28 protein-coding genes are annotated in these 26,687 nt (G+C 64.1%); 13 read left to right on the forward strand and 15 right to left on the reverse strand.

From position 1 onward, the window contains the following. Both tal and tkt read right to left on the reverse strand, forming a co-directional pair. A complete protein-coding gene (gene tal / locus AC4CS3_RS08880) occupies positions 1–1,119 on the reverse strand; it encodes a transaldolase (RefSeq protein ID WP_490783126.1) in 1,119 nt (372 codons plus the stop codon). Positions 1,120–1,175: 56 nt separating this feature from the next. Continuing rightward, on the reverse strand, positions 1,176–3,293 hold the full coding sequence (gene tkt / locus AC4CS3_RS08885) for a transketolase (protein WP_490783288.1): 2,118 nt from the start codon (positions 3,291–3,293) through the stop codon (positions 1,176–1,178). 413 nt (positions 3,294–3,706) lie between these two features. On the opposite strand from tkt, the gene AC4CS3_RS08890 reads away from it, so the two are divergent. Further along, complete coding sequence (locus AC4CS3_RS08890) at positions 3,707–4,669, forward strand: heme o synthase (protein WP_437770260.1); 963 nt, start codon at positions 3,707–3,709, stop codon at positions 4,667–4,669. A 155-nt stretch (positions 4,670–4,824) separates the two neighbouring features. Here the strand turns inward: AC4CS3_RS08890 and AC4CS3_RS08895 are convergent, their stop codons facing one another. The 3 genes from AC4CS3_RS08895 to AC4CS3_RS08905 are packed head-to-tail and all read right to left on the reverse strand — an operon-like array spanning position 4,825 to position 7,567. Next, on the reverse strand, positions 4,825–5,769 hold the full coding sequence (locus tag AC4CS3_RS08895; RefSeq protein WP_490783127.1) for a COX15/CtaA family protein: 945 nt from the start codon (positions 5,767–5,769) through the stop codon (positions 4,825–4,827). 59 nt (positions 5,770–5,828) lie between these two features. Continuing rightward, the gene (locus tag AC4CS3_RS08900; RefSeq protein WP_490783128.1) at positions 5,829–6,605 is read right to left on the reverse strand and encodes an ABC transporter permease; all 777 of its coding nucleotides are present in this window, start codon (positions 6,603–6,605) and stop codon (positions 5,829–5,831) included. Beyond that, entirely contained in the window at positions 6,602–7,567 is a 966-nt protein-coding gene (locus AC4CS3_RS08905; RefSeq protein ID WP_490783129.1) for an ABC transporter ATP-binding protein, read from the reverse strand. The genes AC4CS3_RS08900 and AC4CS3_RS08905 overlap by 4 nt, the downstream gene beginning before the upstream one ends. Positions 7,568–7,668: 101 nt before the next feature. Between AC4CS3_RS08905 and AC4CS3_RS08910 the strand changes: the two genes are divergently transcribed. From AC4CS3_RS08910 to AC4CS3_RS08945, 8 genes are all read left to right on the forward strand, one after another. Further along, a complete protein-coding gene (locus AC4CS3_RS08910) occupies positions 7,669–8,499 on the forward strand; it encodes a helix-turn-helix transcriptional regulator (protein ID WP_490783130.1) in 831 nt (276 codons plus the stop codon). 11 nt (positions 8,500–8,510) lie between these two features. Beyond that, complete coding sequence (gene sufB, locus AC4CS3_RS08915) at positions 8,511–9,986, forward strand: Fe-S cluster assembly protein SufB (RefSeq protein WP_234749436.1); 1,476 nt, start codon at positions 8,511–8,513, stop codon at positions 9,984–9,986. A gap of 2 nt (positions 9,987–9,988) precedes the next feature. Then, a complete protein-coding gene (gene sufD, locus AC4CS3_RS08920; RefSeq protein ID WP_490783131.1) occupies positions 9,989–11,317 on the forward strand; it encodes a Fe-S cluster assembly protein SufD in 1,329 nt (442 codons plus the stop codon). Positions 11,318–11,343: 26 nt separating this feature from the next. Next, the gene (locus AC4CS3_RS08925; protein ID WP_184735328.1) at positions 11,344–11,700 is read left to right on the forward strand and encodes a non-heme iron oxygenase ferredoxin subunit; all 357 of its coding nucleotides are present in this window, start codon (positions 11,344–11,346) and stop codon (positions 11,698–11,700) included. 38 nt (positions 11,701–11,738) lie between these two features. After that, the gene (sufC, locus tag AC4CS3_RS08930) at positions 11,739–12,533 is read left to right on the forward strand and encodes a Fe-S cluster assembly ATPase SufC (protein ID WP_184735326.1); all 795 of its coding nucleotides are present in this window, start codon (positions 11,739–11,741) and stop codon (positions 12,531–12,533) included. A gap of 14 nt (positions 12,534–12,547) precedes the next feature. Beyond that, positions 12,548–12,880, forward strand: a complete 333-nt coding sequence (locus AC4CS3_RS08935) for a metal-sulfur cluster assembly factor (RefSeq protein ID WP_234749426.1) — start codon at positions 12,548–12,550, stop codon at positions 12,878–12,880. A gap of 153 nt (positions 12,881–13,033) precedes the next feature. Beyond that, entirely contained in the window at positions 13,034–14,443 is a 1,410-nt protein-coding gene (locus AC4CS3_RS08940; RefSeq protein ID WP_490783132.1) for a class I adenylate-forming enzyme family protein, read from the forward strand. 40 nt (positions 14,444–14,483) lie between these two features. Continuing rightward, positions 14,484–15,653 (forward strand): thiolase family protein, encoded by a 1,170-nt coding sequence (locus AC4CS3_RS08945; RefSeq protein WP_490783133.1) that lies wholly within the window; start codon positions 14,484–14,486, stop codon positions 15,651–15,653. Here the strand turns inward: AC4CS3_RS08945 and AC4CS3_RS08950 are convergent. From AC4CS3_RS08950 to AC4CS3_RS08965, 4 genes are all read right to left on the reverse strand, one after another. Next, positions 15,650–16,273 carry an energy-coupling factor transporter transmembrane component T family protein gene (locus tag AC4CS3_RS08950; RefSeq protein WP_490783134.1) on the reverse strand — a complete coding sequence of 208 codons (624 nt, stop codon included), beginning with the start codon at positions 16,271–16,273 and terminating at the stop codon, positions 15,650–15,652. The genes AC4CS3_RS08945 and AC4CS3_RS08950 overlap by 4 nt on opposite strands. Further along, entirely contained in the window at positions 16,270–17,001 is a 732-nt protein-coding gene (locus AC4CS3_RS08955; protein WP_490783135.1) for an energy-coupling factor ABC transporter ATP-binding protein, read from the reverse strand. Before AC4CS3_RS08955 ends, AC4CS3_RS08950 begins: the two co-directional genes overlap by 4 nt. 18 nt (positions 17,002–17,019) lie before the next feature. Then, complete coding sequence (locus tag AC4CS3_RS08960) at positions 17,020–17,634, reverse strand: biotin transporter BioY (protein WP_490783136.1); 615 nt, start codon at positions 17,632–17,634, stop codon at positions 17,020–17,022. Positions 17,635–17,792: 158 nt separating this feature from the next. After that, positions 17,793–18,569: a YrzE family protein gene (locus tag AC4CS3_RS08965; RefSeq protein WP_490783137.1), complete on the reverse strand. Its 777-nt coding sequence runs from the start codon at positions 18,567–18,569 to the stop codon at positions 17,793–17,795. 223 nt (positions 18,570–18,792) lie between these two features. Between AC4CS3_RS08965 and AC4CS3_RS08970 the strand changes: the two genes are divergently transcribed. After that, on the forward strand, positions 18,793–20,391 hold the full coding sequence (locus AC4CS3_RS08970; RefSeq protein WP_236811100.1) for an ABC-F family ATP-binding cassette domain-containing protein: 1,599 nt from the start codon (positions 18,793–18,795) through the stop codon (positions 20,389–20,391). 48 nt (positions 20,392–20,439) lie between these two features. Here the strand turns inward: AC4CS3_RS08970 and AC4CS3_RS08975 are convergent, their stop codons facing one another. The 5 genes from AC4CS3_RS08975 to AC4CS3_RS08995 form a co-directional block, all read right to left on the reverse strand. Then, complete coding sequence (locus tag AC4CS3_RS08975; RefSeq protein ID WP_236811099.1) at positions 20,440–20,883, reverse strand: SRPBCC domain-containing protein; 444 nt, start codon at positions 20,881–20,883, stop codon at positions 20,440–20,442. 72 nt (positions 20,884–20,955) lie between these two features. Beyond that, the gene (locus AC4CS3_RS08980) at positions 20,956–21,441 is read right to left on the reverse strand and encodes a YbaK/EbsC family protein (protein WP_490783138.1); all 486 of its coding nucleotides are present in this window, start codon (positions 21,439–21,441) and stop codon (positions 20,956–20,958) included. Next, positions 21,425–22,279 (reverse strand): SURF1 family cytochrome oxidase biogenesis protein, encoded by an 855-nt coding sequence (locus AC4CS3_RS08985; protein WP_490783139.1) that lies wholly within the window; start codon positions 22,277–22,279, stop codon positions 21,425–21,427. Before AC4CS3_RS08985 ends, AC4CS3_RS08980 begins: the two co-directional genes overlap by 17 nt. After that, complete coding sequence (locus tag AC4CS3_RS08990; RefSeq protein WP_490783140.1) at positions 22,280–22,558, reverse strand: hypothetical protein; 279 nt, start codon at positions 22,556–22,558, stop codon at positions 22,280–22,282. Beyond that, entirely contained in the window at positions 22,555–23,070 is a 516-nt protein-coding gene (locus tag AC4CS3_RS08995; protein ID WP_490783141.1) for a DUF3099 domain-containing protein, read from the reverse strand. Before AC4CS3_RS08995 ends, AC4CS3_RS08990 begins: the two co-directional genes overlap by 4 nt. Positions 23,071–23,223: 153 nt before the next feature. On the opposite strand from AC4CS3_RS08995, the gene AC4CS3_RS09000 reads away from it, so the two are divergent. Then, entirely contained in the window at positions 23,224–23,949 is a 726-nt protein-coding gene (locus tag AC4CS3_RS09000; RefSeq protein ID WP_234749389.1) for a beta-ketoacyl-ACP reductase, read from the forward strand. An 88-nt stretch (positions 23,950–24,037) separates the two neighbouring features. Beyond that, positions 24,038–24,787 carry an SDR family oxidoreductase gene (locus tag AC4CS3_RS09005; protein WP_490783142.1) on the forward strand — a complete coding sequence of 250 codons (750 nt, stop codon included), beginning with the start codon at positions 24,038–24,040 and terminating at the stop codon, positions 24,785–24,787. 83 nt (positions 24,788–24,870) lie between these two features. Here AC4CS3_RS09005 and serB read toward each other — a convergent pair whose 3' ends face one another. Next, a complete protein-coding gene (gene serB, locus AC4CS3_RS09010; RefSeq protein WP_490783143.1) occupies positions 24,871–25,764 on the reverse strand; it encodes a phosphoserine phosphatase SerB in 894 nt (297 codons plus the stop codon). Positions 25,765–25,889: 125 nt separating this feature from the next. Between serB and AC4CS3_RS09015 the strand changes: the two genes are divergently transcribed. Further along, positions 25,890–26,675: an ABC transporter ATP-binding protein gene (locus AC4CS3_RS09015; protein WP_059389255.1), complete on the forward strand. Its 786-nt coding sequence runs from the start codon at positions 25,890–25,892 to the stop codon at positions 26,673–26,675. Positions 26,676–26,687 lie beyond the last annotated feature (12 nt).

A 26,687-nucleotide genomic window follows, 5' to 3' on the forward strand; every position in this document is an offset into this window, starting at 1 on the left:
TTAGGAAGCCTTCCGTGCAGAGGCGAGGGCACCTTCGACGTCGGCCAGAAGTTCCTTCCAGCTGGCGACGAACTTGTCCAGGCCCTCGGATTCGAGGATTGCGACGACGTCGTTGTAGGAGATGCCCAGGCCCTCCAGTGCGTTGAGGACGTTGTTCGCTTCCTCGTACGTGCCGGAGACGGTGTCACCCGTGACCACGCCGTGGTCGAACGTGGCGTCGAGGGTCTTTTCCGGCATGGTGTTGACGACGCCCGCGGCGACCAGTTCGGTCACGTACAGGGTGTCCGGGTAGGCCGGGTCCTTGACGCCGGTGGAAGCCCAGAGCGGGCGCTGGGGGAGCGCGCCGGCCTCGGCCAGGACTGCCCAACGCTCGGTGGAAAACAGCTCTTCGTAGACCTGGTACGCAAGGCGGGCGTTGGCAACGCCTGCCTTGCCTTTGAGGGCTTTCGCTTCATCAGTGCCGAGGGCATTGAGGCGCTTGTCGATCTCGGAGTCCACGCGGGACACGAAGAAGGACGCCACCGAGTGGATCTTGGAGAGGTCGTGGCCGTTTTCCTTGGCCAGCTCAAGGCCGGACTGGAAAGCGTTGATGACCGCGCGGTAGCGCTCCAGGGAGAAGATCAGGGTCACGTTGACGCTGATGCCCTCCGCCAGGGTTGCCGTGATGGCGGCGAGCCCTTCAAGGGTTGCGGGGATCTTGATGTGGACGTTGTCCTTGTTGACCTTCTTGTACAGGTGCTTGGCCTCGGCGATGGTGCCTTCGGTGTCCCATGCCAGGCGGGGATCCACCTCGATGGAGACACGGCCGTCGACGCCCTTGCTCGCTGCCGCGACCGGAGCGAAGAGGTCGCAGGCGTCGGCGACGTCGGTGGTGGTGATCTCGAAGACTGTCTCTTCGACCGACGAGCCCTTGGCGGCCTCTTCGGCAATCACGGCGTCGTAGTCGCTGCCGGCGGTGATGGCGGCGTGGAAGATCGACGGGTTGGTGGTGACACCAACCACGTTCTTCTCGTCGATGAGCTTCTGGAGGGTGCCGCTGGCGAGGCGTTCCCGGGAAAGATCGTCAAGCCAGATGGACACGCCGGCGTCGGAAAGCTGCTGGGTGGGAGTCGTAGTCATTTCTTTAATCTCCTTGAAATCTGTTCGTTGCTGTCGGATTCGTCTCGGTCGCGTTTTCAGCTACCGAGACCCGCGAGGGAGTCCTTGGCGGCGGCGGCGACTGCTTCTGCCGTGATACCGAACTCCTTGAAGAGGCGCTTGTAGTCTGCCGAGGCGCCGAAGTGCTCGAGGCTGATGGAGCGTCCGGCGTCGCCGACGAATTCCTTCCAGCCCAGGGCCAGGCCGGCTTCGACCGAGACGCGGGCCTTGACGGTGGCCGGAAGCACGGACTCGCGGTACGCGGAGTCCTGCTTGTTGAACCACTCGACGCACGGCATGGAGACGACGCGGGTGGCGATGCCTTCGGCCTGGAGCGCTTCGCGGGCGTTCACCGCGAGCTGGACCTCGGAACCGGTGCCGATCAGGATGACGTCGGCCGGAACCGTCGCGCCGTCCTTCGAAGCCTCTGCCAGGACGTAGCCGCCCTTGGCGACGCCGGCGGTGGAGCCGAAGGTGTCACCCTCGGCAAGGCCTTCGCCGCGTGCGTAGGTCGGGATGTTCTGGCGGGTCAGCACGATGCCTGCCGGGTTCTCGTGGTTCTCCAGCATGGTCTTCCAAGCTGCGGCAACCTCGTTGGCGTCGCCGGGACGGACAACGTCCAGGCCCGGGATGGCGCGGAGGGTCGACAGCTGTTCCACCGGCTGGTGGGTGGGGCCGTCTTCGCCCAGGCCGATGGAGTCGTGGGTCCAGACGTACAGCGACGGGACACCCATGAGGGCGCCGAGGCGGATCGCGGGACGCTGGTAGTCGCTGAAGATCAGGAACGTGCCGGAGAACGCCCGGGTCCGGCCGTGCAGCGAGATGCCGTTCACGATCGACGCGGCGGCGTGCTCGCGGATACCGAAGTGCAGCACCCTGCCGTAAGGGTTGCCCTTCCATGCGCCGGTGGAGCGCGAGGTCGGGATGAACGACGGCGAACCCTCGATGGTGGTGTTGTTGGACTCGGCGAGGTCGGCGGAACCGCCCCACAGTTCCGGAAGGACCGGGCCGATCGCGTTCAGGACCTTGCCGGAAGCGGCGCGGGTGGAAACTTCCTTGCCTGCTTCGAAGACCGGCAGCGCGGCGTCGAGCTCGACGGGAAGCTTCTTGGCCTCGATGCGCTCAAGCAGTGCCGCGCCCTCGGGGTTGGCGGTCTGCCACGCCTCGAAGGATGCCTGCCATTCGCTCCGCTCGGCTGCGCCGCGTTCGACGACGGCACGGGCATGTGCCAGGACGTCCTCGTCAACCTGGAAGGAACGCTCGGGGTCGAAGCCCAGGACTTCCTTCAGTGCTGCGACTTCTTCGGCACCGAGGGCGGAACCGTGGATCTTGCCGGTGTTCTGCTTCTTGGGTGCCGGGTAGCCGATGATGGTGCGCAGCGAGATGATGGACGGCTTGGACGTCTCGGCCTTCGCGGCGAGCAGGGCGCCGTAGAGCTCCTGGACGTCTTCGACGTATTCGCCGGTCTTGGTCCAGTCCACGCGCTGGGTGTGCCAGCCGTAGGCCTCGTAGCGCTTGAGGACGTCTTCGGTGAAGGCCACGTCGGTGTCGTCTTCGATGGAGATGTGGTTCTCGTCGTAGATCACCACAAGGTTGCCCAGTTCCTGGTGTCCGGCCAGGGAAGAAGCTTCCGAGGTGACGCCTTCCTGGAGGTCGCCGTCGGAGGCAATGACCCAGATGGTGTGGTCGAACGGGCTCTCGCCGGCGGGAGCATCGGCGTCGAACAGGCCGCGTTGGCGGCGCTGCGAGTAGGCGAAGCCCACCGAGGAGGCCAGGCCCTGGCCCAGAGGGCCGGTGGTGATCTCGACGCCGGCGGTGTGCTTGTATTCCGGGTGGCCGGGGGTCAACGATCCCCAGGTGCGCAGGGCCTCGAGGTCCTTCAGCTCCAGGCCGTAGCCGGAAAGGAACAACTGGATGTACAAGGTCAGCGAAGTGTGTCCGGGGGACAGGATGAACCGGTCACGGCCGATCCAGTCCGGGTGCTTCGGGTCGTGGCGCATCAGCTTCTGGAACAGCAGGTAGGCGGCCGGTGCAAGGCTCATGGCCGTACCGGGGTGACCGTTGCCGACCTTCTCGACGGCGTCAGCGGCCAAAACGCGGACGGTGTCCACTACGCGCTGGTCCAGGCTTGTCCAAGTCAGTTCTTGCTCTTCCAAATGTGGCACGTAAACCGAGCCCCTCTCTGTGCTGACGGCTGGTGACGGCACATGGCAAGCCTCGGGCACAGGATGGCGCCCGCTGCGAAGTTCCTACCAGCCGTTCACCATTGAAACGTTGATCTATCATCCAGACATGCAAATCTGAGAATACGCTTTCTCGGAAACCTGCGTGAGCTGATCTGCAGACAGCTTAGCCCGGTTCGCCGCCCCGAATGGTGGGAATCTCAAAAAATGGACGCATATTCCGTTTTATGAATCACGGCGGCGGCAAAGTGCCGGTGAACTTTCGGAAACAAAGGAAAGTTCGCCGGTGCCGTGGCGTCGGACAGGCCACGGTATGATATCTGGAGGCCGAACCGGGGTGCCGCCATCGCGGGAAACCTGCCTTGACAACACCAGCAAAGAACAGAGTGACTGCCAACGTGAGCACAACAGATACGCCCCTCAACGCTTCCCCGGCTGTGGGGAAGCGCGGAATGTCCCGTAAGTTCAAGGCGTATCTGGCACTGACCAAACCCCGCGTGATCGAATTGCTGCTCGTCAGCACCCTGCCCACCATGATCTTCGCGCAACGGGGCTTCCCCTCCATCGGCTTGATTCTGGCCACGTTGGTGGGGGGCGCCTTCGCCGCCGGCAGCGCAGGGGTCTTCAACTGCTACATCGACCGCGACATCGACAAGTTGATGCACCGCACCGAAAAGCGGCCCCTCGTTACAGGCGAAGTCACCCCCCGCGAAGCACTCGTCTTCGCATGGATCCTTGGAGCTGCCTCCATCGCCATCCTGTGGTTCGGGGCCAATCCGCTTTCGGCGTGGCTGGGTCTTGGTGCGATTGTTTTCTACGTTGTCATCTACACGATGATCCTCAAGCGACGCACGGCGCAGAACATCGTATGGGGCGGCGCGGCCGGCTGCTTCCCGGTGCTGATCGCCTGGGCGGCCGTGACAAACACTGTCGAGTGGCCCGCCGTCGTCCTCTTCATGGTGATTTTCCTGTGGACTCCTCCGCACTACTGGCCGTTGTCCATGCGGTACGGCGAGGACTACCGCAACGCCAACGTCCCCATGCTGGGTGCCATCGCCGGTGCCAAGGTGGTTTCTGTCCAGGTGGTTTTGTACGCCTGGGCCATGGTGGTTTGCTCGCTGCTTTTGGTGCCGGTGGGCCGCGCGGGCTGGGTGTACACCATCGCCGCCGTCCTCGCGGGTGCTTGGTTCCTTTATGAATCCCATGCCCTCTACAACCGGGCGCAAGGCGGCGACGTCTCGAACAAGGGAGCCATGAAGGTCTTCCACGGCTCCATCAGCTACCTGACGCTTCTCTTCATTGCCCTCGCGGTGGACCCGTTCATCGGATCCCCGATCATCGGCGGCTGACCCCCGCTCACCTATAGGGCCGTTTTCCCAAACGCTCGCTCATTTATAGCGGTAAAACAGAAGACCCTCCCTCACGTCGCATGACGTGAGGGAGGGTCTTTCTTTTGGCTTCCGCAGAGGCCATCAGCCGCCAGGGGCTAGAGCTTCGGGCTGAACTAGACTTTCGGGCTGAACCGGGCCACATCCGCCGCGTTCGTGGCAGCACTCATGAGCAGGGCGGCACCCAACATGTGGGCGCCGACAAGGAGGGCGGGGATCCCGTTGTAGTACTGGGCAAAGCCAATGACCGCCTGCAGGACCGTCACGCCGAGCAGCAGCAGCGCCGCGGTGCGGAACGCGCCGCTGATTCCCTTGCGCACGACGAAGTAGACGGCGAAGACGGCTCCCGCCGTGATGAGGTACGCGGGCACTGCGTGGATGTGCGAGAAGAGGTCCCAGTCGAGGTCGTTCCGCGGCGCGTTGGCGTCCCCGGCGTGGGGTCCGGCGCCAGTCACCACGACGCCGAGGCACACCGCAATCGCCGAGAAAAGCGCGACGGCGGTCATGACAGGGCTCATGGCTCCCGGAATCGCCGCCAACGGCCGTTTCATGAAGCGGCCGGTCCGGCCATAGGCGCGGTTGACCAGGAGCGTGGAGAAGACGACCAGGGCCATGGAAACCAGGAAGTGCAGACCGACAACCCACGGGTTCAGATTGGACAGCACGGTGATGCCGCCGATGATGGCCTGTGCCGGAATGCTTGCGAGCAGGCCCACCGCAAGGAGGAAAAGGTCGCGGCGTTCCTTGCGGAGGTTCCACAAATACACCAGCATCATGACCGCGACGGCAGCCAAGGCGAAGGTCAGCATGCGGTTGCCGAATTCGATGAAGCCGTGGATGCCCATCTCCGGCGTGTTCACCAGGGAACCGCTGGTGCAGCGCGGCCACGTGGGGCAGCCGAGCCCCGAGGATGTCAGCCGGACCGCGCCGCCGGTGACCACCAGGACCACCTGGCCGATCAGGGACAACATGGCCAGCCTGAGGATGGTGCTATTGACCTCCGTGGGAAGCTTGGCGGTCAACTGCTGGATGGACTTCGGGAGGCGGGAAGCCGTGCTCACGGTTTTCTCAATTCTCGGTACTCAATTCACGCTGACGGTTCGGTTCCACAACGGGACGCTCAGTTCCATTTGAACCAGCGGACGGCGGCCGCGCCGGGGACGATCGTCCACAGGAGCAGCACAAGAACGTAGGGCAGGGACACGCTGCCATGGAGGAAAGCGTCCCTGAGCGACTGCCCCAGGCCCCCCGAGGGCAGGAAGTGCACGATGTTCTGTGCCAGGTCCGGCAAGCGCTCGGCAGGAACCACGATTCCGCCGAGGGCGCCCAGCAGGATCCAGAGCAGGTTGGTGATGGCGAGGGTTGCCTCAGGCCGCACGGTGCCGGCAACCAGGAGCCCGAGCGCGGTGAAAGCGGCAGCACCGAGAACCAAAAGCCCCAGGCCGGGAAGCCAGCCTTCGGGGCGCGGATGCCAGCCCAGCAACGCGGCGACGGCACCGATCACCAGGACCTGGAGAACCAGGACGGCCAAGACGGCGATGATCTTGCCTGCGATGAGTCCGGTCCGGCCCAGGGGAGTGGTCGAGAGGAAGCGGAGCACTCCGTAGCGGCGGTCGAAGCCCGTGGCGATGCCCTGGCCGGTGAATGCCGTGGACATGGCACACAGCGCGAGAACGCCCGGCGTCGCGATGTCCACGCGACTGGCTCCCAAGCCATCGAGCAGCGGTGTGACGGTGAGTCCCACCAAGGCGAGCAAAGGCATGATCACCGCGAGGATCAGCTGCTCGCCGTTCCGGATCATGGTCAAAGTTTCATAGCGGCCCTGCAGCAGGATCCTGCGCATCAAGGGCGCGGGTCCGGCGTGGGGTGTGCTGAGTGCGGGGGTTGCGCTGGTCATCGGATGTCCCTTCCGGAAATGTCCAGGAAAACGTCTTCCAAGCTGCGCGCCTCCAAGCGGAGTGACGCCGGCATGATGCCCTTCTCGGCCCACCAGGCCGTGAGCTTCGCCAGATGTTGCGGCGTCAGTGTGCCTGCGATGGCGTAGCTGCCCGCCCGGCTTTCGGTGATGGTGAGTTCGTCGCCGATGGCTGCCGCAATGTCGAGGCCGGCCGGGGCATCAAAGAACAGGGTGCGTTCGGTCACCCCGTCCATGGCCTCGTGGCCGTGGCTCAACAACTCGGCGACGGTGCCCTCTGCGACGTTGTGACCGGCGTCGATGATGTAAACGTAGTCCGCAAGCCTCTGGGCATCATCCATGAGGTGCGTGGTGAGGATGATACCCATGCCGGCATCCCGCAGTTCGGCAATGAGCTCAAAGACGATTTGGCGGGATTGGGGATCGAGCCCCGCGCTGGGCTCGTCCAGGAAAAGGACTTCGGGATTGCCGATCAGGGCAGCCGCAAGCGAGAGCCGTTGCTTTTGGCCGCCGGACAAGCGCCGGACGCCGGTGCGGCTGAAGGTGTCGATCCCCAAGCGCTCCACGAGTCCGTCCAAGGGAAGGGGGTTCTGGTACATGCCGGCAATGTGCCGAAGCAAGGGGATGGGACGGGCCGACGGCGGGAGGCCGCCGTCCTGCAGCATCACGCCGACGCGTGAACGAAGGTTCGCGCCCGCCGTGTCAGGGTCTTCGCCGAGGAGTTCGATGCGGCCGCCCGTACGCTTTTGGAGTCCTTGCGCGCATTCGAGCGTTGTTGTCTTTCCCGCACCGTTGGCACCCAGCAAGGCGGTGATCTGGCCGCGTTCTGCGAACATAGACAGGCCGCTGACTACCCGGAGCATCTTGCCGTCAAGGGAAGCCAGCGGGCCAACGTCCTTGATGAGTCCATCGATGGTGAGGACAGGGGATTCGGGGGATCGCACCAAAGTATTCTACGTGAAGTAGTAGGGGTGCGGCGGGCAAGGTCCCGCAGGCCAGCCTTGCCTTACTGGATGCACGGACTAAATTACGACATGATTGTGTTGTGTATTCCATGAGGAGTTCTGTTTCCGTGCCCGCAAGGCCGCTCGCAAGGCACAGCGCGGTCATGCCTGTGCCCGGTGGCACGGCCGTTGGCGTGGCTGACGCGGAAGACCGCACCCGGGACCGTGTTCTCAACGCGGTGTTGGAGCACGGCCCTGTCAGTGCGGCTGAACTTGGCGACATGCTCGGCTTCACCCCTGCAGCTGTCCGCCGCCACCTGGATCACCTTCAGCGTGCCGGGGTCATCGAGGTAAAACGCGTCGCGAAGGCGGGTGCCGGTGCAGGCCGGCCGGCCCGTCGCTATGTCCTGAGTTCCCAAGGGCAGTCGAAGCTCGGGGACGACTACCTGAACATTGCCAGTTCCGCGTTGCGGAGGCTCCGGGACCTCGCAGGCGAAGAAGCTGTGAGGGACTATGCGGTAGAGCGCTTCGCCGAGATGGAACAGCGCTACGCACCGGAAGTCGATCTGGCGGGCTCCGACATTGCGGCGCGCGCTGTGGCGCTGTCCAAGGCCCTGAGCAGGGACGGATACGTCGCATCGGCTGCGTCGATTGAGACCAAGGCGCCTTTGCCCGCTTCCCTCTCAAGCGTCCAGCTGTGCCAGGGCCATTGCCCCATCCAACAGCTCGCCGCGGAATTTCCCGTTTTTTGCGACACTGAGACCGAACTTTTTTCCCGTTTGGTCGGCGTCGATGTTCGCAGGCTCTCCACCCTCGCGCAGGGCGGGCATGTCTGCACCACCCACATTCCTACAGGCAGGCCAGCCGCCAAGGAGGCCCTCGGGTTTCCGAAGCTGCAGGCCGCGCCCCATGTCGAATCCAACAATCAGTAAGAAAGGCCGTGATGACGGGTCAATTAGCTGAAGGAACAGCAGAGAAAGCGCTAGCTGACGGTGCTGTGATCTCGGAGATTCTGGAGAAGAATCCCGAGTTGCACGGTATTGGCACCTACGAGTACGGATGGGCTGACAAGAACGACGTCGGCGCGAACGCACGCCGTGGTCTCAACGAAGAGGTAGTCCGCGACATTTCGGCCAAGAAGAGCGAGCCGCAATGGATGCTGGACCTCCGCCTGAAGGGCTTGAAGTACTTCGACCGCAAGCCCATGCCGACCTGGGGTGCAGACCTCTCCGGCATTGACTTCGACAACATCAAGTACTTCGTGCGCTCCACGGAGAAGCAGGCTGCCACGTGGGAAGACCTCCCCGAGGACATCCGCAACACCTACGAGAAGCTAGGTATCCCGGAAGCCGAGCGCAGCCGCCTCGTGTCCGGCGTGGCCGCGCAGTACGAGTCCGAGGTTGTGTACCACCAGATCCGCGAGGACCTGGAAGCCCAGGGCGTTATCTTCCTGGACACCGACACCGCGCTCCGCGAGCACCCGGAGATCTTCCAGGAGTACTTCGGCACCATCATTCCGGTGGGCGACAACAAGTTCGCGTCGCTGAACACGGCCGTGTGGTCCGGCGGTTCCTTCGTGTACGTCCCCAAGGGCGTCCACGTTGACATCCCGCTGCAGGCCTACTTCCGCATCAACACCGAGAACATGGGCCAGTTCGAGCGCACCCTGATCATCGCGGACGAGGACTCCTACGTCCACTACATCGAAGGCTGCACCGCTCCGATCTACACTTCGGACTCCCTGCACTCCGCCGTGGTGGAAATCATCGTGAAGAAGGGCGCCCGCGTCCGTTACACGACCATCCAGAACTGGTCCACCAACGTGTACAACCTGGTTACCAAGCGCGCCATCTGCGAAGAAGGCGCCACCATGGAATGGATCGATGGCAACATCGGCTCCAAGGTGACCATGAAATACCCGGCTGTCTACCTCGTCGGCGAGCACGCCAAGGGTGAGACCCTGTCCATCGCCTTCGCCGGCGAAGGCCAGCACCAGGACACCGGCTCGAAGATGGTCCACATCGCGCCGAACACCAAGAGCTCGATCATTTCCAAGTCCGTGGCCCGCGGCGGCGGTCGTGCAGCCTACCGCGGCCTGGTCCAGGTCCGCGAAGGCGCCAAGCACTCCGCCAACACCGTGCGTTGCGATGCTTTGTTGGTAGACACCATTTCCCGTTCCGACACCTATCCCTACATCGACATCCGCGAGGATGACGTGGTGATGGGTCACGAGGCCACCGTTTCCCGAGTCAGTGAGGAGCAGCTCTTCTATCTGATGTCTCGCGGTATGCCCGAGGACGAGGCCATGGCCATGATCGTGCGCGGCTTTATTGAGCCGATTGCCCGTGAGTTGCCTATGGAATACGCCCTTGAACTCAACCGCCTGATTGAACTGCAGATGGAAGGATCCGTCGGTTAGCAATGACTGAAATCACTACTGAAAAGGCCCGCATCGGCGCGCCGTCGGCCAATCCGTTTATCGACGGATTCACCGAAGAGGGCGAGAACCTCTCACCGGTCAACACCGGTACCAACACGTCTTCCACCTCGGAAAAGACCTCGGAACAGGCACCTTCGGCCGGACCGCTCGCGGGCGCTTCGGCCAAGAGCCACTCCCACGGCGGCGGCGTTGGAATCCCGGACAGTTCGCGCGCAGGTCGGCTGACCTCGTACAAACTGGCTGACTTCAAGCCCCTCACCGGGCTGGAAGAAGACTGGCGCTTCACCCCGCTCAAGCGGCTTCGCGGCCTTCACAACGAGGTCCTCTCCGGTTCGGCACCATCCGTCGCCGTTACCGCCCCGGAGGGCGTCGTCGTCGAGACCGTGGGGCGGGACGACGTCCGCATCGGCTCCGCAGCCATTCCGGAGGACCGCGTGTCCGCCAATGCCTGGGAGAACTTCACCGAGGCCACCGTCATCACGGTGCCCGCCGAGCTCCAGCTCGACGGCGAAGTGTCCGTCCTGCTGACCGGCACCTCCACTGAAGCTTCCGCCCAGCACATCGTGATCGTGGCAGGCCGCTTCTCCAAGTCCCGCATCGTCCTGGACCACCAGGGCAGTGCGATCGTTTCGGAGAACGTCGAAATCCTCGTCGAAGACGGTGCCGACCTGACGGTCATCTCGCTCCAGGAATGGAACGACGACGCCGTTCACGCCTCTTCGCAGCAAGCCAAGCTCGGCCGTGACGCCAAGTTCAAGCACATTGTCGTCAGCCTCGGCGGCGACGTCGTGCGCATGACTCCGTCCACGCGCTTCACCGGGCCGGGCGCGGAAGCCGAGATGTTCGGCTTGTACTTCGCCGACGCCGGCCAGCACCTCGAGCAGCGCCTGTTTGTTGACCACGCCGTAGCCAACTGCAAGTCCCGCGTTCTGTACAAGGGTGCCCTGCAGGGCCGCAACGCACACACCGTGTGGGTGGGCGACGTCCTGATCCGCAAGGAAGCAGAAGGCACCGACTCTTACGAGGCCAACCGCAACCTGGTCCTCACGGACGGTGCACGCGCGGACTCCGTGCCGAACCTGGAAATCGAAACCGGCCTGATCGAGGGTGCCGGCCACGCCAGCGCCACCGGCCGCTTCGATGACGAACACTTGTTCTACCTCATGGCACGCGGCATCCCTGAAGACGTGGCCCGCCGCTTGGTGGTCCGTGGTTTCCTCAACGAGATCATCCAGCAGATCAAGGTACCGGAACTCGAAGAGCGCCTGACCGAAGCTGTTGAGCGCGAGCTCGCCGCGAGCGATAACTAATTCAAGCCAAGCAGGGAAAACAGACTATGAGCGAACAGCCACAAGGCGAACTGGTATGCAACGCCAATGAGATCCAGGTCAAGCAGGCGCTGCGCATCCTGATCGATGACTACCCGGTAGCCATCGTCAAGGACTCGATGGGACAGATCCACGCCATCGGCGACACCTGCTCGCATGCGGACATTTCGCTCGCCGAGGGTGAAATCGAAGGCTGCGCGATCGAATGCTGGGGCCACGGCTCCCAGTTCGATCTCCGCACCGGACAGCCCTTGCAGCTCCCTGCCTATGACCCCGTCCCCGTCTTCGCCGTCACCCTCGACGGTGACGACGTCTACGTGGACGTGACCAACGTTGTGAACGGCGCCTCAGTACAGAACTACTGAGCGCCAAGTGCCTAAAGACTTACGAAAGAAAGAAGAGCATGTCTACTCTTGAGATCAAGGACCTGCACGTCAGCATCGAGACGGAGCAGGGCACCAAGGAGATCCTGAAGGGCGTCAGCCTGACCATCAAGACCGGCGAGACCCACGCAATCATGGGCCCCAACGGTTCGGGCAAGTCCACGCTGGCGTCCACCATTGCCGGCCACCCGCGCTACAACGTCACGAGGGGCACCATCACGCTCGACGGTGAAGACGTCTTGGCCATGAGCGTTGACCAGCGCGCCCGTGCGGGCGTCTTCCTGGCCATGCAGTACCCCGTAGAGGTTCCGGGCGTCACCATGACCAACTTCCTGCGCACCGCCAAGACTGCAATCGACGGCGAAGCTCCGGCCCTCCGCACCTGGACCAAGGACGTCAAGGCGGCCATGCAGCAGCTGCGTATCGACGCCGACTTCGCACAGCGCAACGTCAACGAGGGCTTCTCCGGCGGCGAGAAGAAGCGCGTGGAGATCCTCCAGCTCGAACTCTTCAAGCCGAAGTTCGCCGTGCTTGACGAGACCGACTCCGGCCTGGACGTCGACGCGCTCAAGGTCGTCTCCGAGGGCGTCAACCGCGCCCACGCCACGGGCAACATGGGTACCTTGCTCATCACCCACTACACCCGCATCCTGCGCTACATCAAGCCGGACTTCGTCCACGTGTTTGTTGATGGCCAGGTTGTCGAAGAGGGCGGCCCGGAATTGGCCGACCGTCTCGAAGAAGAAGGCTACGACCGTTACGCCACGGGCGCCGGCGCAGCCACCATCGCTGCTGCCGCAGCAGCACAGGCCTAGTTAGGACTCCCGCCATGACCGAAATCAACGCGGCTCGCACCAGCCTCGAGGACGTCGAGGAGGCGCTCAAGGATGTCATTGACCCGGAACTCGGTGTCAACGTGGTGGACCTTGGGCTGCTCTACGGTCTGAAGTACTCGGAAGACGACGGAGCGCTGCTCATCGACATGACGTTGACGACGGCGGCCTGCCCGCTGACGGATGTCCTCGAAGAGCAGGTCGGCCAGTCCCTCGACGGCATCGTGGACGACTGGCGCCTCAACTGGGTATGGATGCCGCCATGGGGTCCCGAGCGGATCACGGACGACGGCAAGGACCAGATGCGGGCACTCGGCTTCAACATCTAGCAGTACGACGACGGCCGGTCACCTTCCAGCGCGAAGGTGGCCGGCCGTCGTCGCGCTCTGGGATGTCGCCGCTTTGGCGCCCCCAAAGTGCGCTATCGGAGCGATAGGCGTCACAGAGAGCTCCGGAGCTGCCTCAGAGGCTAAAATTCGATGATGCCTTTCCTGGACAAACTTCAGCTCTGGGCCGATGAACGCCCCGACGACACTGCCGTCGTCGTTGGCGGCAAACGGCTCAACTGGGCTGACCTTCGGGACGCCGCCACGCTGCGCCTAGGGGAGACGTCCGCGACGACGGTACTCGCCGAGCCCAATTCCCTGGACTTCGTGGTGGCGTACACGGCCGCCGTGGCCGGCGGTCGGCGCTGCGCCGTGCTCGACCCGCTGTGGCCGCAAGCCATGATCGATGAAGTCACGCAGAGGATTGGAGAATCCGGGCCCGCCACCGGCCCCCTGCCCCCCATAGGCGCCGAGCTGTCCGACGGCCATCCGGGCACCACCTTCCTGATCGGCCTGACGTCCGGGACTACGTCCGTTCCCAAGGCCTTCACCCGTTCGCGGCGTTCGTGGCAGGTCTCGTTTGACGCCTCCATCGAATTCTTCGGGCTCACACCGGAGGACAGGACCCTCGCGCCCGGACCGCTTGCCGCGAGCCTGAACCTGTACGCCCTGTCGGAATGCCTGTACGCCGGGGCGGCCTTCCACACCATGGAAACCTTCGACGTCGGGGATGTCCATGCAGCCATCGCTTACGACGGCGTCACTCGCCTGGTCCTCGTGCCCACCATGCTGCGCCTGTTGAGCGAGCGCGGATTGGCGGGAGGCGTGGACGCATCTGGGGTGCGAAGCATCATTTGCGCAGGTTCGAAGCTGGACGCCCGCACCCTTGAGGCCGCCAGGCGTTGGGCGCCCAATGCGGCCATTTTCGAGTACTACGGCGCGTCCGAGCTCAGTTTCGTTTCCGGAACGCGCCTTGCCGCCGGTGAACCGCTAGACGCGGGCGGCACGGGAATCGGCGGACCGTTTCCCGGCGTCGAACTCAAGATACTGGACGACGACGGCGCGGAGCGGCCCGAAGGGGCCGACGGGAACATCTGTGTCCGCTCCGGCATGGTCAGCAACGGGTATTTGTGGGGCGACGACGGCCAGGCGCTGCGGTGCTTTGACGGTTGGTACACGGTGGGGGACCAGGGCTATGTGGACTCCGGTGTCCTGCATATCCTCGGACGTCGGTCCGACATGATCATCACTTCCGGGAGGAACGTCTATCCTCACGAAGTGGAGCTCGCCCTGGCATCGGTCCCCGGGGTCTCGGCTGCCCTTGCGGCCGGAATGCTCGACGAAGTCCGCGGCCAGAAAGTCGTCGCAGGAATCGTGCCCGCCTACGGTTCGGTGACGGCAACCCAAGTGAAGACCGGCCTGGACGGTTTGCTCGCCCGGGACAAGCGACCCCAGCGGTATTTCACGCTGTCCGAATTGCCCGTGACCGACCGCGGGAAGGTCAGCCGCCAGATGTTGCTCGACTGGATTGAGAACAACGATCCGCGGGCGAAACCCCTTGCCTAGCCGTGAGCCGTGCACCGGGTTGGCCCCTTCGCGCCAACCAGTGATCATTGCCGCCCTGCGTACACCTATTTGCCGCGCCAACGGACAATTGAAGTCGCTTCGCGCAGAGGAACTCCTCTCTCCTGTCTTCCGTTCACTCCTGACAGCCACGGGTGTTGCCGGTTCGGACGTCAGCGACGTCGTGATCGGCAACGCGGTGGGCGGAGGCGGAAACCTGGCCCGGTATGCCGCACTGCACGCGGGACTGCCCGTGGGGGTCCCCGGACTGACCGTGGACCGGCAGTGCGGTTCCGGACTCGACGCCATTGCCCTGGCGTCCCGGCTCGTGGCCGCGGGCGGCAATGGCATCTACCTGGCCGGAGGAGTGGAGAGTATCAGCACTGCCCCGCTGCGTGCCAGGCGAAATCCAGACTCCGACGGCGAGCCTGACTTCTACACCCGGGCCACCTTTGTACCGCCCGAGTTCGGGGACCCGGACATGGGCGTGGCCGCCGAGAACGTGGCACTCGAGTGCGGCATCAGCCGCGAACAGCAGGACGAGTTCGCCCTGCGCAGTCACCAGCGGGCGGTTGCAGCCACTGCCGCGGGCGCGTTCGCCCCGGAAATTGTTCCTCTGGAAGCCGGGGGCGCCGTGCTGCAGGCGGATGACGGACCCCGGGCATCCCTGAAGGCCGGACTCATGGCCCGCTTCCCGCCCGCATTCGTACCGGGCGGAACCGTGACAGCCGGAAACTCGTGCTTCGACGCTGACGCGGCCTCCGCCGTCGTGATCACCTCGCTGGAGCGGGCACGGGAACTTGGTGCCGCCGACGGATTGCTCGTCCTGGGCTGCGACACAGCAGGCGTGGACCCGGAACTGCTGGGCATCGGAGCTTCAGTGGCGGCGAAACGGTTGCTGGCCGAGCTTGATCTCGAGCCCGGGGAGCTGGACCTCGTGGAATTCAATGAGGCATTCGCTTCGCAGACCCTCGCTTGCCTTGACGCGTTGGGTGTGGAACCGGAACGGGCGAACCTCGACGGCGGAGCGCTGGCACTGGGACACGCTTACGGCGCGTCGGGGGCTGTCCTGGTGACGCGGCTGCTGGCCCAGGCCCGACGGATGGCCGAAGAGCAGCCGGGCCGGGAGAGCCTGGCGCTGGCGATGATCAGCATTGCAGGTGGAATGGGCACGGCGGCAATGTTCCGGTACTCGCAGCTGCAGGGCGATTAGTCCTCGGCATCGCCAAGGCCGCGCGCGGCCAGGGCGTCGCCGGTCTGCCGCGCATAGGCAACCGTGGTGATGAAAACCGGCAAGACCAAGGCACGGGGATTGCGTTCAAGGCCACGCGCCCGGGCCGAGTCACGGACATCCGAGAATGCGCCGGCAATGAATGGAAGGCTGCGCAGCATGATGGCGATGGTAAGCGCGAAGCGCTCAGGGTCCGCCCCGAAACGCTGGAAGGGCTTGGACAGGGCAACCACCCCGTCAAGCAGTGCCTGCACCGGAGTCGTGACCGTCAGTACCGACGCCGCGACGACGCAGACCAGCACATTGAGCACGATCCGCGCGGCAACGGGGCCGCCCAGCTGCCACCATTGGAAGGCGCCGATCGCAACGAGGATGGGCGTCACGAGCCACACGGAACGCGCGAGGCGTTTGAGTCCCGCGCCGCTCAGCAGGAAAAGTCCGCACATCACGGCAAGGACCGCGGCCGAGACAAGCCAATCGACAATCAGGAACGATGCCAGGCCGCAGCCGGCGACAAAGAGAAATTTGAGCCACAGGGGCGTGCGGTGCACGATCGAGTCGCCCCGCACATAGTTGGGGATCAGGATCCCGTGACCCCTCACGTCGCCTGCACCTTGCCTTGAGGGGATTCAGCGGCGCAAAGCGCGCGGTAGTGTTCGACGGCGTCGGCTGCTCCGCCGTCGAACACTATCCGGCCGCCGTCCACCACCAAGGCGCGGTCCGCTTCGAGGGCGAGATCGAGATCGTGGGTGGACAGGATGATCTGCTGCTCAAGGCCCGCAAGCGTGAGCCGCAGCAGCTCCCGGTTGCGCAGGTCCAGCAACGTTGAAGGCTCGTCGAGGACCAGCACGGCGGGATCTACCGCGAGGACGGCCGCGAGGGCGAGCAATTGGCGTTCACCGCCCGAAAGCTCGTAAATACTCTGATCCGCGAGGTCCAGGATCCCGAACCGTTGCAGGACAGCTTCTGCCCGGACGGCACGCTCTTTGGAATTCTTGATGGAACGGCGCAAGGAGAGTTCAACGTCTTCCCGCCCCGTCGGCATGACCAGTTGCGACAAGGGATCGGTGAAGACGAAGCCCACCTGGCTGCGGACCTGGCGAACGTCCCGCAAGCTGTCGGCGCCGTTGACGCTGACGGTACCTTCGCTGGGACCCACCAAGCCGTTGAGCAAGCGCAGCAGGGTGGACTTTCCAGAGCCGTTGGCCCCGATGACCGCAATGCGTTGCTCAGTGAGTTCCAGCGAGACGCCCTGCAGCAAAGTCTTGGGCGCCGGGCTGCCATCGACGGCTACGCGCACTGAGACGTCGCTGAGAATGATGGTGTTCATGTACTGATTGTTCCTGCTTTATTTGACGCGGCGGACCAGGATGTCCGGGAAGGCCTTGTGGAGCGCGACGGCGATGATTGCAGCAAGGACGTTCTTGATGGTGTCCCCAGGGTAGTAGGGAAGGTCGGCCAGGAATGCCTTGGCGAAGTCGAACTTGCCGTTGACCATGAAGCCAAGCACTCCGAGGCCGTGGATGAGGACGATGGTGCTGATCATGGCTGCGGCGAACAGGAAGACGGCACGGTGCTTGACGGTCTTGCGGATCACGATCGCTGCCAGCCAGCCGGTGGCGGCCGCCGCCAAGGGAAAAGCGATGATGTAGCCGGCCGACGGTGTGGCCAGGATACCGAGACCGCTGCGGCCCCCGCTGAAGATCGGCAGTCCGGCGAAACCGAGCAGGGTGTAAAGCCCGACGGCGGCAAAGGCCCGCCCGCCGCCGAGCACGAGGCCGGTCAGGATGACGGTGAGGGTCTGCAGGGTGATCGGCACGCCCAGGGAGCCGACAGGAATGCCCGGAATCAGCGTTGAGGCGGCCACGAGGGCCGCGAAGACGGCGATGAGGCCGATGTCCGTGGACGTCCAGCGGTCGCGGGGGGAGGGTCGTCGCGTGGATGCGGTTTCGGTGCTGCTCATGGTGGGTCCTGTCTGTGCCTGGGGTGGATTGAATCCCCTGAATCCGACACTACAGAGCAGCCTGACCCGGAATTTTGTAGGGTGTCCACGAGCAGCACAGCAAAGCCTTGGGGCCAAGGTACAAAGGGTGACGCTTTTGGCGGGCGGAGCAGCCTTGGCTAGGCCTCGACCTCCTCTGCTGGTGGAGTGAAGCCCGCGCGGTCCACCCTGCGGTGGTAATGCATGCCGGCCAGTCCGCCGAGTGCTGCGGCGATGAGGGTCACTGCTGCCACTACGAGGGCGGCGATGATGCCGATGGTGCTCAGCTGTCCCTCGTTCACCGGAATCCTCGGGAAACTGTTCACGGTGGCGAGGATATTGAACCGCGGTCCGGCGAACAAGCCCAGCAACGCCACCAGCACGGCGACGATAATTGCCCAAAACCAGACCATGAACCCCTGCCTGATGCCGTTGAACCGGGCCATGCGTCCGGCAACGTAGCCGCCGCAATAGTAGGAGAGGAACAGGATCACCAGGAGCGCGATGATCCCCGCAGCGCCGACGGGCTGCGACGATGCCAGGTTCGCTGCGTCACTGACATTCGCGTTGTTCGCGAGTCCGACAGCGATCCCCGCGGCCGCCACGAGGGCGACCAGCAGCACGGCCATACCCGTGGCGGTCAGCCAGCCGAAGAAGGCCGAGCCGATCTTGATTCCGCCGAACTGCTCCTTTTCGCGCGCGACGACGGTCTCACGGGTGGCGGCGTTTGGGTCGGAAGCGGGGGAAACCACGGGATAGCTGCTCGTGTTGTCGACGTAGCTGACGTCAGCATAGCCGGGGCCATTTCCATGTACATCGTCCACCCGGTCCCGCCGTGGTTCGGCGGCGTACGGGATTTCATCCCGGCCACCGTCAGCCCGTACGTGTTTGCCATCGGATCCTGTTGCACTGCTCACCGAGAGTCTCCCTTGCAATCGTCCTACCTTCACCTAACCACGCGCCGAAAATAGTAGCAAGGGTACTTACTATTCAGGTGCATCCACGGGCGTCCTTGGCGCTGGCGAGCGAGCGAGCTGGTGGGCGGTAGAATCGTAAAGGCCGTTTGTTCGGCCCCTCCACTTCAGCCGCGCCTTGACCTCCGGCGCTGCGGGTGTTCCCCATTGAAAGGCATCCCCCGAATTGATTACCGTCCAGGAACTCGAACTGCGCGCCGGCGCCCGCCTGCTTATGGACCAGGTGAGCTTCCGCGTGGACAAGGGGGACAAAATCGGACTGGTGGGCCGGAACGGTGCAGGCAAGACGACCCTCACCCGCGTCCTTGCCGGCGAGGGGCTACCCGCGGCCGGCAAAGTTGCCCGCAGTGGTGAGATTGGCTACTTGCCGCAGGATCCGCGGACCCCGGACATGGAACAGCTGGCACGCGACCGCATCCTTTCCGCCCGCGGCCTGGACGTCGTGGTGGGCAAGTTGAAGCAGGCCCAAACAGACATGTCCAGCGAAGACGCCACAGTCCAGCGCAAAGCGATGAACCGCTACGACCGCCTGGAAGCCGAGTTCCTCGCAGGAGGCGGCTATGCGGCCGAGGCCGAAGCCGCAGCTATTTCCTCCAACCTGGCCCTTCCCGAGCGGCTCCTGAACCAACCGCTCAAGACGCTCTCCGGTGGCCAGCGCCGCCGCGTGGAGCTGGCCCGGATCCTCTACTCGGACGCCGAGACCCTCCTCCTGGACGAACCCACCAACCACCTCGATGCGGACTCCATCACCTGGCTCCGCGACTTCCTCAAGAGCCACCAGGGCGGCCTGATTGTGATCAGCCACGATGTGGAACTCCTCGAAGCCACCGTCAACAAGGTTTATCACCTGGACGCCAACCGGGCGCAGATCGACTTCTACAACATGGGTTGGAAGCGCTACTTGCAACAGCGCGAAACCGACGAGCGCGCCCGCAAGCGCGAACGCGCCAATGCCGAAAAGAAGGCCCAGGTCCTCATGGACCAGGCAAACAAGATGCGTGCCAAGGCCACCAAGGCCGTCGCTGCGCAGAACATGGCGAAGCGCGCCGAACGTCTGCTTGGCGGCCTGGAAGCCGTCCGCGAGAATGACCGCGTGGCAGCCTTGCGTTTCCCGGATCCTGCTCCGTGCGGCAAGACTCCGCTCACGGCTGAGGGTTTGAGCAAGTCCTACGGCTCGCTGGAAATCTTCACCGACGTGGACCTGGCAATCGACCGTGGCTCCAAGGTGGTCATCCTGGGCCTCAACGGTGCAGGCAAGACCACCCTCCTGCGGATGCTCGCCGGCGTGGACAAGCCGGACACCGGCGACATCGTCCCTGGCCACGGGCTCAAAGTGGGTTACTATGCGCAGGAACACGAAACCCTGGACCACGACCGCACCGTCCTGGAGAATATGCGTTCATCCGCTCCGGACATGAAAGACGCAGAGGTCCGCGGGATCCTGGGGTCGTTCCTGTTCTCGGGTGACGACGTCGACAAGCCGGCGGGTGTGCTTTCCGGTGGTGAGAAGACGCGACTGGCCCTCGCTACGATCGTGGCCTCGAGCGCCAACGTGCTGCTTCTGGACGAACCTACCAACAACCTCGATCCCGCCAGCCGCGCCGAGATCCTCGGCGCACTGCGCAACTATTCCGGCGCGGTCGTGCTTGTCAGCCACGATGAAGGTGCCGTCCAGGCGCTGAACCCGGAACGCGTGGTCCTGCTCCCGGACGGCGTCGAGGACCACTGGAACGAAGACTACCTGGACCTCATCACCCTCGCTTAGGGCTGAGGGTCCGGGCATGTCGACGCCGTCAGGGCATTTCCCACCCCGTCAAGGCATTTCCCACGGCACAGAGGCAAGTGGGCGGCCTAGTTCAATGTAGCTTTTCAGATTGGACAGGACCGCCGACCAGCCGCGGCCTGCAATCGCCAATTGCTCGTCGTCGGCGATGTTCCTGTGATGGACCGTCAGCCTGGCGATTCCGTCATGTGACTCGATGGTGAAGGTGACCACGTCGGGCTTCACCACCGCTGGAACCGCGGGATCCTCCCACGTGTTCACGAGGCGCGCCGGCGGCGTTGCTTCCAGGATGGTTCCCACGACGTCGGCGGTTCCGGAGCCGTCCGTGCGCCGGTGTTCCCAGCGCGAGCCTGCCTTCCAGTCCGAGACATTCGCGTGGCCCCAGTACTCAGCGCTTTGGGCTGCGTCCGTCAGTGCCGTCCAAATCTGGTCCGGGGTTCCTTCGATGTAGGTGACGTAGGTGTATTCAGCCATGCTCACAGCCTAGCCCTCGGCCGTAGCGGATCAATGGCACTGGCCGGATCGATGACCAGGTGGACTACCGATTCAGCGAACCTTGAGGGCCTGGGCGGCCGTAATCCGCTGGAGTTCGCTGTAACTGATGGAGAACATCGAGTTATGGTCACCCGCGCCTGCCCAGAGCAGAGGATGCTCCTGGAGCGAAAGGTCGAGGATCGTTCTTATGGGCTGCGGGTGTCCGAGGGGAGCTACGCCACCTACGGCCTGACCGGTGTGTTCCAAGACGAAGTCCGGGCTGGCCCTGCGGATCCTGGCTGTCCCCAAGGAGGCCGCTACCAAGGCGGTGTCCACCTTCGCGGCCCCGCTCGCGAGAATCAGCAGGGGAGCACCATCAAGTTCGAAGACCAGGCTGTTTGCGATGGCGGCAATATCGCAACCCAGCAAGGAAGCTGCCGCAGCGGCGGTGGGGACATCGTCGTCGAAGGTGCGCACGGTGTCTTGCGCACCGGCCGCGGTCAGGGCTGACTTAACATTCAGCACGGGGGCCGGGATCGTTTCAGTAGCCTTGTGCATCCAGGATGGCGTCTTCCTCTTCTTCGGCCGTTGGCCGCTTTGATTTCCGTGGCGCAGGTGCCTTGCGACGAGGCATCGCGCTGATTTCTTCATCCTCGTCCTCGGCATCAATCCGGGCGTTGCGGGCCTGTTGCCTGGCCGCGTAGCCGAAACCGACGAACATCAGCACGCCGAAGGCGAACCACTGCAAAGAGTAGGAGAGATGCGTGCCCTCGTCCGTTGCCGGCTTCGCGAACGGCGCGGGCATCGCCTGGACGGCGGGCGACTCAGTGGCGAGCTGCCCGTAGGCGCCGGTCATGATGGGATAACCAAGCTCCGTGGCAAAGGAAGGAAGATCGATGGATGCCAGCTGACCGTCCACGGCGCCACGGCCCAGATCCGGTTCAGAGGCCTTCAGGCGGGCGACGACGGTCACCTCGCCGGCCGGCGGGGCCGGGATGCTGTCGGGGTGGCCGGGGGTCTTGTTTCCGATGGGCAACCATCCGCGGTCAATCACTACCGCTTCGCCGCTCGACAATCGGAACGGGACCACTACTTCGTACCCCGGCTGGCCGTTGAGGGGGCGGTTACGGACGACGCGTTGGCCCGAAACGTCATACCTGCCGTGAAGCTCAACTTGTGCCCATTCCCGTTCGGGGTCCAGGGACTGGAACTCCGCCTTGGCGGCGGAGAAGGGAAGGGGAGTGGCTGAGTAGTTGGTGACAACGCGGTTGATCTCGGCCAGCGTTTCGGCCCTGCGGTCCATTTGCCAGCGGCCCAGTAAAACGCAGCCGGTGGCGAAGATCAGGGCCAGGACGAAATAGCCCAGCCACTTGCTGGAAAAAAGAAAGCGGTACATTCAGCGGGCCTCGCCTGGGTCAGTGGTCTTCGCGAACGGTATGGTCTCTTTCCAAAGGTCGCGGGTCTGCAGGTAGTCTTCCAACCATTCCCGGTGCTCCTCGCAGGACAGCCACACCTTGCGGCGCTCGGGAGTGTGGATGCGCGGATTGTTCCACAAGAGCTGCCACGCAGCTTCGGCGCGGCATGCCTTGCGTGAGCAGACAGCCGGAGGCGTCTCGCCCTGGCCGGCATGCTGCTCATTCTCCAGCCCAAGGCCGCCTATAGTGAAGATATTCATGAAGCCGCCTGCTCTTCCCCGTCGGGTGGGTACTGGTGCTTGCTGGCGCCGGTGTTGTCATGTGGTTCCGGGCGGGAGGCGTCCTGATGTGTGGAGTCGTCGTCGATGAGTTCGCCCTCCAACACGGTGGCGGGCGCCTCGGCGGGCTCCCCTTCTGCAGGTGGTGACGCTTCCAGCTCGACGGCCGGGACGTAGTCCAGCAAGGCGTCGCTATGGACTTCGGCCTTGTCGCTGCCATTGGCGATCACTACGGCAATCCAAGGCAGGAACACGGCCCCTGCTACCGCGATGATCTTGAACCAGCCATCCACCACGAAAATGAGTAAGAGGCACACCAAGCGGATACCCATCGCCAAGGCGTACTTGATCATTCGTTCGCGCATGTCGTCCGAGTGGGCGGCAGCGGCGTCGGTAATGCTGTGCACCACGGGGTCGCCTGAAACGGCGTCCGGGTCCCCGGGCGCCTGCAGGGGACTGCTATCTCTTGTCACGGCTGATTCATCACGCTCCAACGGCTTCCCTCAATTCTCTCACCCCGGAACGGGCCTCCCAAACCGCGCCGGGCGCAGCTGCCCGCGGCCAGGGGTACCCGGCGGCTAAGATCGATGCAGGAAATCACCCACTTTCAAGCGGCACAGTCCTGTCGCGGAACTCTGGAGAGCAGCATGTCTGAAGCAGTATCAACCGCCCGCAGTGTCCTCATCACGGGCGGAAACCGGGGCATCGGCCTCGCGATCGCAGAGTCATTCCTCGCCAACGGCGACAAGGTCGCCGTGACATACCGCAGCGAAACACCCCTCCCTGAGGGCATCCTTGGGGTCAAGGCCGACGTGACGGACGAGGCCTCGCTTGACGCCGCGTTCAAGGAAGTCGAGGCTGCCCACGGGCCGGTGGAGGTTTTGGTAGCCAACGCCGGCATCACCAAGGACACGCTCCTTTTGCGCATGAGCGAGGACGACTTCACTTCCGTCATCGACACCAACCTCACGGGTGCCTTCCGGGTCATCAAGCGGGCCTCGAAAGGCATGATCCGCATGCGCAAGGGCCGGGTTGTGCTGATCTCTTCCGTGTCGGGCCTCTACGGCGCCCCGGGACAAATCAACTACTCGGCCTCGAAGGCGGGCATGGTGGGCATCGCCCGTTCCCTCACGCGGGAACTTGGCAGCCGTGGCATCACGGCCAACGTGGTCGCACCGGGTTTCATCAACACGGACATGACCGCCGAGCTTCCCGAAGACACCCAGAAGGCATATTTGGCGAGCGTTCCGGCGGGCCGCTTTGCCGAGGCTTCCGAGGTCGCCAACGTGGTCCGCTGGATTGCCAGTGACGAAGCCGCATACATTTCCGGTGCCGTCATCCCCGTGGACGGCGGCCTGGGCATGGGCCACTAGATCAGGGTTCCCGCTGGCATGATTGACTCGGGACTAATAGAACTTGGATGTTTTGAACAAGTTGGACGCTTTGAATAAAGGAGCACGAATGGGACTGCTGGACAACAAGACGGCAATCGTCACCGGGTCTTCACGCGGCATCGGCGCTGAAGTAGCCAAGATCCTGGCTGGCGAGGGCGCCGCCGTCGTCGTCAACTACCGCCAAAAGGCCCCCCGGGCCAACAAAGTAGTGGGCGAGATCCAGGCAGCCGGTGGCCGTGCAGTAGCCGTCGGCGCTGACCTGACGACGCAAGAAGGCGTCCAGACGCTGGCCAGTGCGGCCATGGAGGAATTCGGTTCGCTGAACGTCCTCGTGCTCAACGCTTCCGGTGGCATGGAATCCGGCATGGAGGAGGACTACGCCCTCAAGCTGAACCGCGATGCCCAGATCAACATGCTCAACGCCGCTGTTCCGCTGATGCCGGAAGGCTCCCGCGTGGTCTTCGTCACGAGCCACCAGGCGCACTTCGTCGAGACCGTTCCCACGATGCCAGAGTACGAGCCCGTTGCCCGCAGCAAGCGCGCCGGCGAAGTCGCGTTGCGCGAACTGCTCCCGAACCTGGCCGAAAAGGGCATCTCGCTCGTAGTGGTTTCCGGCGACATGATTGAGGGCACCGTGACGGCGACCCTGCTGGACCGCTCCAACCCGGGCGCCATTGAAGCCCGCCGGGCCGAGGCCGGCAGGCTGTACTCGGTGGAGGAATTCGCCGCCGAAGTGGCAAAGATGGTCACGGCCGACGTCGAGAGCGGCCACACCGAGTACGTCGGCGGCGCCGACTACTTCGGCAAGAGCGCCTGACATCTTTTAGTGCATGAAGAAGCGGCCCGGGACTGTTTGAATTACCCAGTCCCGGGCCGCTTTTTCGTGGCGCATGAGTTCGGCTAGACCCCGGCGATATGCCGGACCGCGTCCAGGTATGGCATGTTGATGGCGGCATCAGCTACCGCCCGGACGGCAGGCTTGGCGTTGAACGCGACACCGATGCCCGCCGCGCCCAGCATGTCGAGGTCGTTCGCGCCGTCGCCCACTGCGATGGTGTGCTCGAGGTCGATTCCCTCGGCGGCTGCCCACTCGCGAAGGTACTTCTCCTTGGCGGCGCGGTCGATCACGTCGCCAAGGACCTTGCCGGTGAGGAAGCCATCAACGATCTCAAGTTCGTTTGCGATCCAGTAGTCCAGCCCGAGTTCCGCTGCGATGGGCCGCAGGATCTGGTTGAAGCCGCCGGACACCACCGCCACCGCATGGCCGGCGGCCTTGAAAGCAGCCACGAGTTCCGCCGCGCCCTCGCTCAGGCGCACCTCGGCACGGACGGCGTCGACGACGGTGGCCGGCAGGCCTGCGAGGACCGCCACCCGGGCGTGGAGGCTTTGCGCGAAGTCCAGTTCGCCGCGCATCGCGGCCTCGGTCACGGCCGCTACTTCCTCGCGCTTGCCGGCGTGCGCGGCCAGCAGTTCGATGACTTCCTGCTGGATCAGGGTGGAGTCCACATCCATGATCAGCAGCTTCCGTGAAGCGTCACGCAGCGCGTCGGCGACGATAGCGGTGTCCATACCCGGTGCCGCGGCATCGGCGACCCTGCGCCGTAGGCCTGACAAGTCGGCGACGGTAGCCCCGTCAACGGCCAGGCCAATGGTGTAGACCCCAAAGCGATCGTCCCCCGAGCGCGACTCCGACGTGAAGGAAGCCCCCGAGCCGGACAGCACCTTTCGCAGGTGTTCAAGCTCCGAAAGGGACAAATTCACGCCATAGCTGACCGCGGTCAAGTTCGAACTCATGGCTGCAATCTTAGCGAGCGCGGAACCGCCGCCCGAACTCGTGTTTCATTCATGGCGTCCCGCAAACAGTGTGACCGAAGTTCCGGTTATCTATCGCCCCTATTTTTGTCCTAGTGTCTACTCCTATGAGTGATGTTCTTGAATTGGCTTCCGTCAGCGTTGTCCGAGGTACCAAGACCCTGCTGGACAAGGTTGACTGGCAGGTCAATGAAGGCGAACGCTGGGTCATCCTTGGTCCCAACGGTGCCGGCAAGACCACTCTGCTCCAGATCGCCGCTGCCCGGATGCATCCCACGAGCGGGAAAGCCGGGATCCTTGACGAGACGCTGGGCCGGGTGGACGTCTTTGAGCTCCGTCCGCGCATCGGCCTTTCCTCCGCAGCCCTGGCCACCCAGATCCCGGAGCAGGAAAACGTGCTGAACGTCGTGGTCACCGCTGCCTACGGCGTGACCGGCCGCTGGCGCGAGGGATACGAGCGCGACGACGAACGTCGCGCCTTCGGCCTCCTCAACGAATGGGGGATGGGTCCACTGCTGAACCGCTCCTTCTCCTCGCTTTCCGAAGGAGAGCGCAAGCGCGTGCAGATCGCCCGGGCGCTCATGACCGATCCTGAGCTGCTCCTGCTCGACGAGCCGGCTGCCGGCCTCGACCTGGGCGGACGGGAAGAGCTCGTCCACAAACTCGGTGAGCTCGCCCGCGACGAGGACGCTCCCGCCATGGTTCTCGTGACGCACCACCTTGAGGAAGTTCCTCCGGGGTTCACCCACGCCATGCTGCTTCGCGACGGCGGGGTGGTTGCCGCGGGACCCATCGAGGAAGTCCTCACGGCAGAACACCTCAGCAACACTTTCGGCCTTCCCCTGGACGTGACGGAAAACTCCGGCCGCTACACGGCCACCGCCCGCCGCTAGGCCGGCAACGAG

The organism is Arthrobacter sp. SE2 (assembly GCF_058244265.1).

Coding starts and splice junctions, on each gene's coding strand:
- tal (WP_490783126.1), bottom strand. CDS start 1,119: ATGACTACGACTCCCACCCAGCAGCTTTCCGACGCCGGCGTGTCCATC.
- AC4CS3_RS08900 (WP_490783128.1), bottom strand. CDS start 6,605: ATGACCAGCGCAACCCCCGCACTCAGCACACCCCACGCCGGACCCGCG.
- sufB (WP_234749436.1), top strand. CDS start 8,511: ATGACGGGTCAATTAGCTGAAGGAACAGCAGAGAAAGCGCTAGCTGAC.
- sufD (WP_490783131.1), top strand. CDS start 9,989: ATGACTGAAATCACTACTGAAAAGGCCCGCATCGGCGCGCCGTCGGCC.
- AC4CS3_RS08925 (WP_184735328.1), top strand. CDS start 11,344: ATGAGCGAACAGCCACAAGGCGAACTGGTATGCAACGCCAATGAGATC.
- sufC (WP_184735326.1), top strand. CDS start 11,739: ATGTCTACTCTTGAGATCAAGGACCTGCACGTCAGCATCGAGACGGAG.
- AC4CS3_RS08935 (WP_234749426.1), top strand. CDS start 12,548: ATGACCGAAATCAACGCGGCTCGCACCAGCCTCGAGGACGTCGAGGAG.
- AC4CS3_RS08940 (WP_490783132.1), top strand. CDS start 13,034: ATGCCTTTCCTGGACAAACTTCAGCTCTGGGCCGATGAACGCCCCGAC.
- AC4CS3_RS08955 (WP_490783135.1), bottom strand. CDS start 17,001: ATGAACACCATCATTCTCAGCGACGTCTCAGTGCGCGTAGCCGTCGAT.
- AC4CS3_RS08960 (WP_490783136.1), bottom strand. CDS start 17,634: ATGAGCAGCACCGAAACCGCATCCACGCGACGACCCTCCCCCCGCGAC.
- AC4CS3_RS08975 (WP_236811099.1), bottom strand. CDS start 20,883: ATGGCTGAATACACCTACGTCACCTACATCGAAGGAACCCCGGACCAG.
- AC4CS3_RS08980 (WP_490783138.1), bottom strand. CDS start 21,441: ATGCACAAGGCTACTGAAACGATCCCGGCCCCCGTGCTGAATGTTAAG.
- AC4CS3_RS08985 (WP_490783139.1), bottom strand. CDS start 22,279: ATGTACCGCTTTCTTTTTTCCAGCAAGTGGCTGGGCTATTTCGTCCTG.
- AC4CS3_RS08990 (WP_490783140.1), bottom strand. CDS start 22,558: ATGAATATCTTCACTATAGGCGGCCTTGGGCTGGAGAATGAGCAGCAT.
- AC4CS3_RS09000 (WP_234749389.1), top strand. CDS start 23,224: ATGTCTGAAGCAGTATCAACCGCCCGCAGTGTCCTCATCACGGGCGGA.
- AC4CS3_RS09005 (WP_490783142.1), top strand. CDS start 24,038: ATGGGACTGCTGGACAACAAGACGGCAATCGTCACCGGGTCTTCACGC.
- serB (WP_490783143.1), bottom strand. CDS start 25,764: ATGAGTTCGAACTTGACCGCGGTCAGCTATGGCGTGAATTTGTCCCTT.
- AC4CS3_RS09015 (WP_059389255.1), top strand. CDS start 25,890: ATGAGTGATGTTCTTGAATTGGCTTCCGTCAGCGTTGTCCGAGGTACC.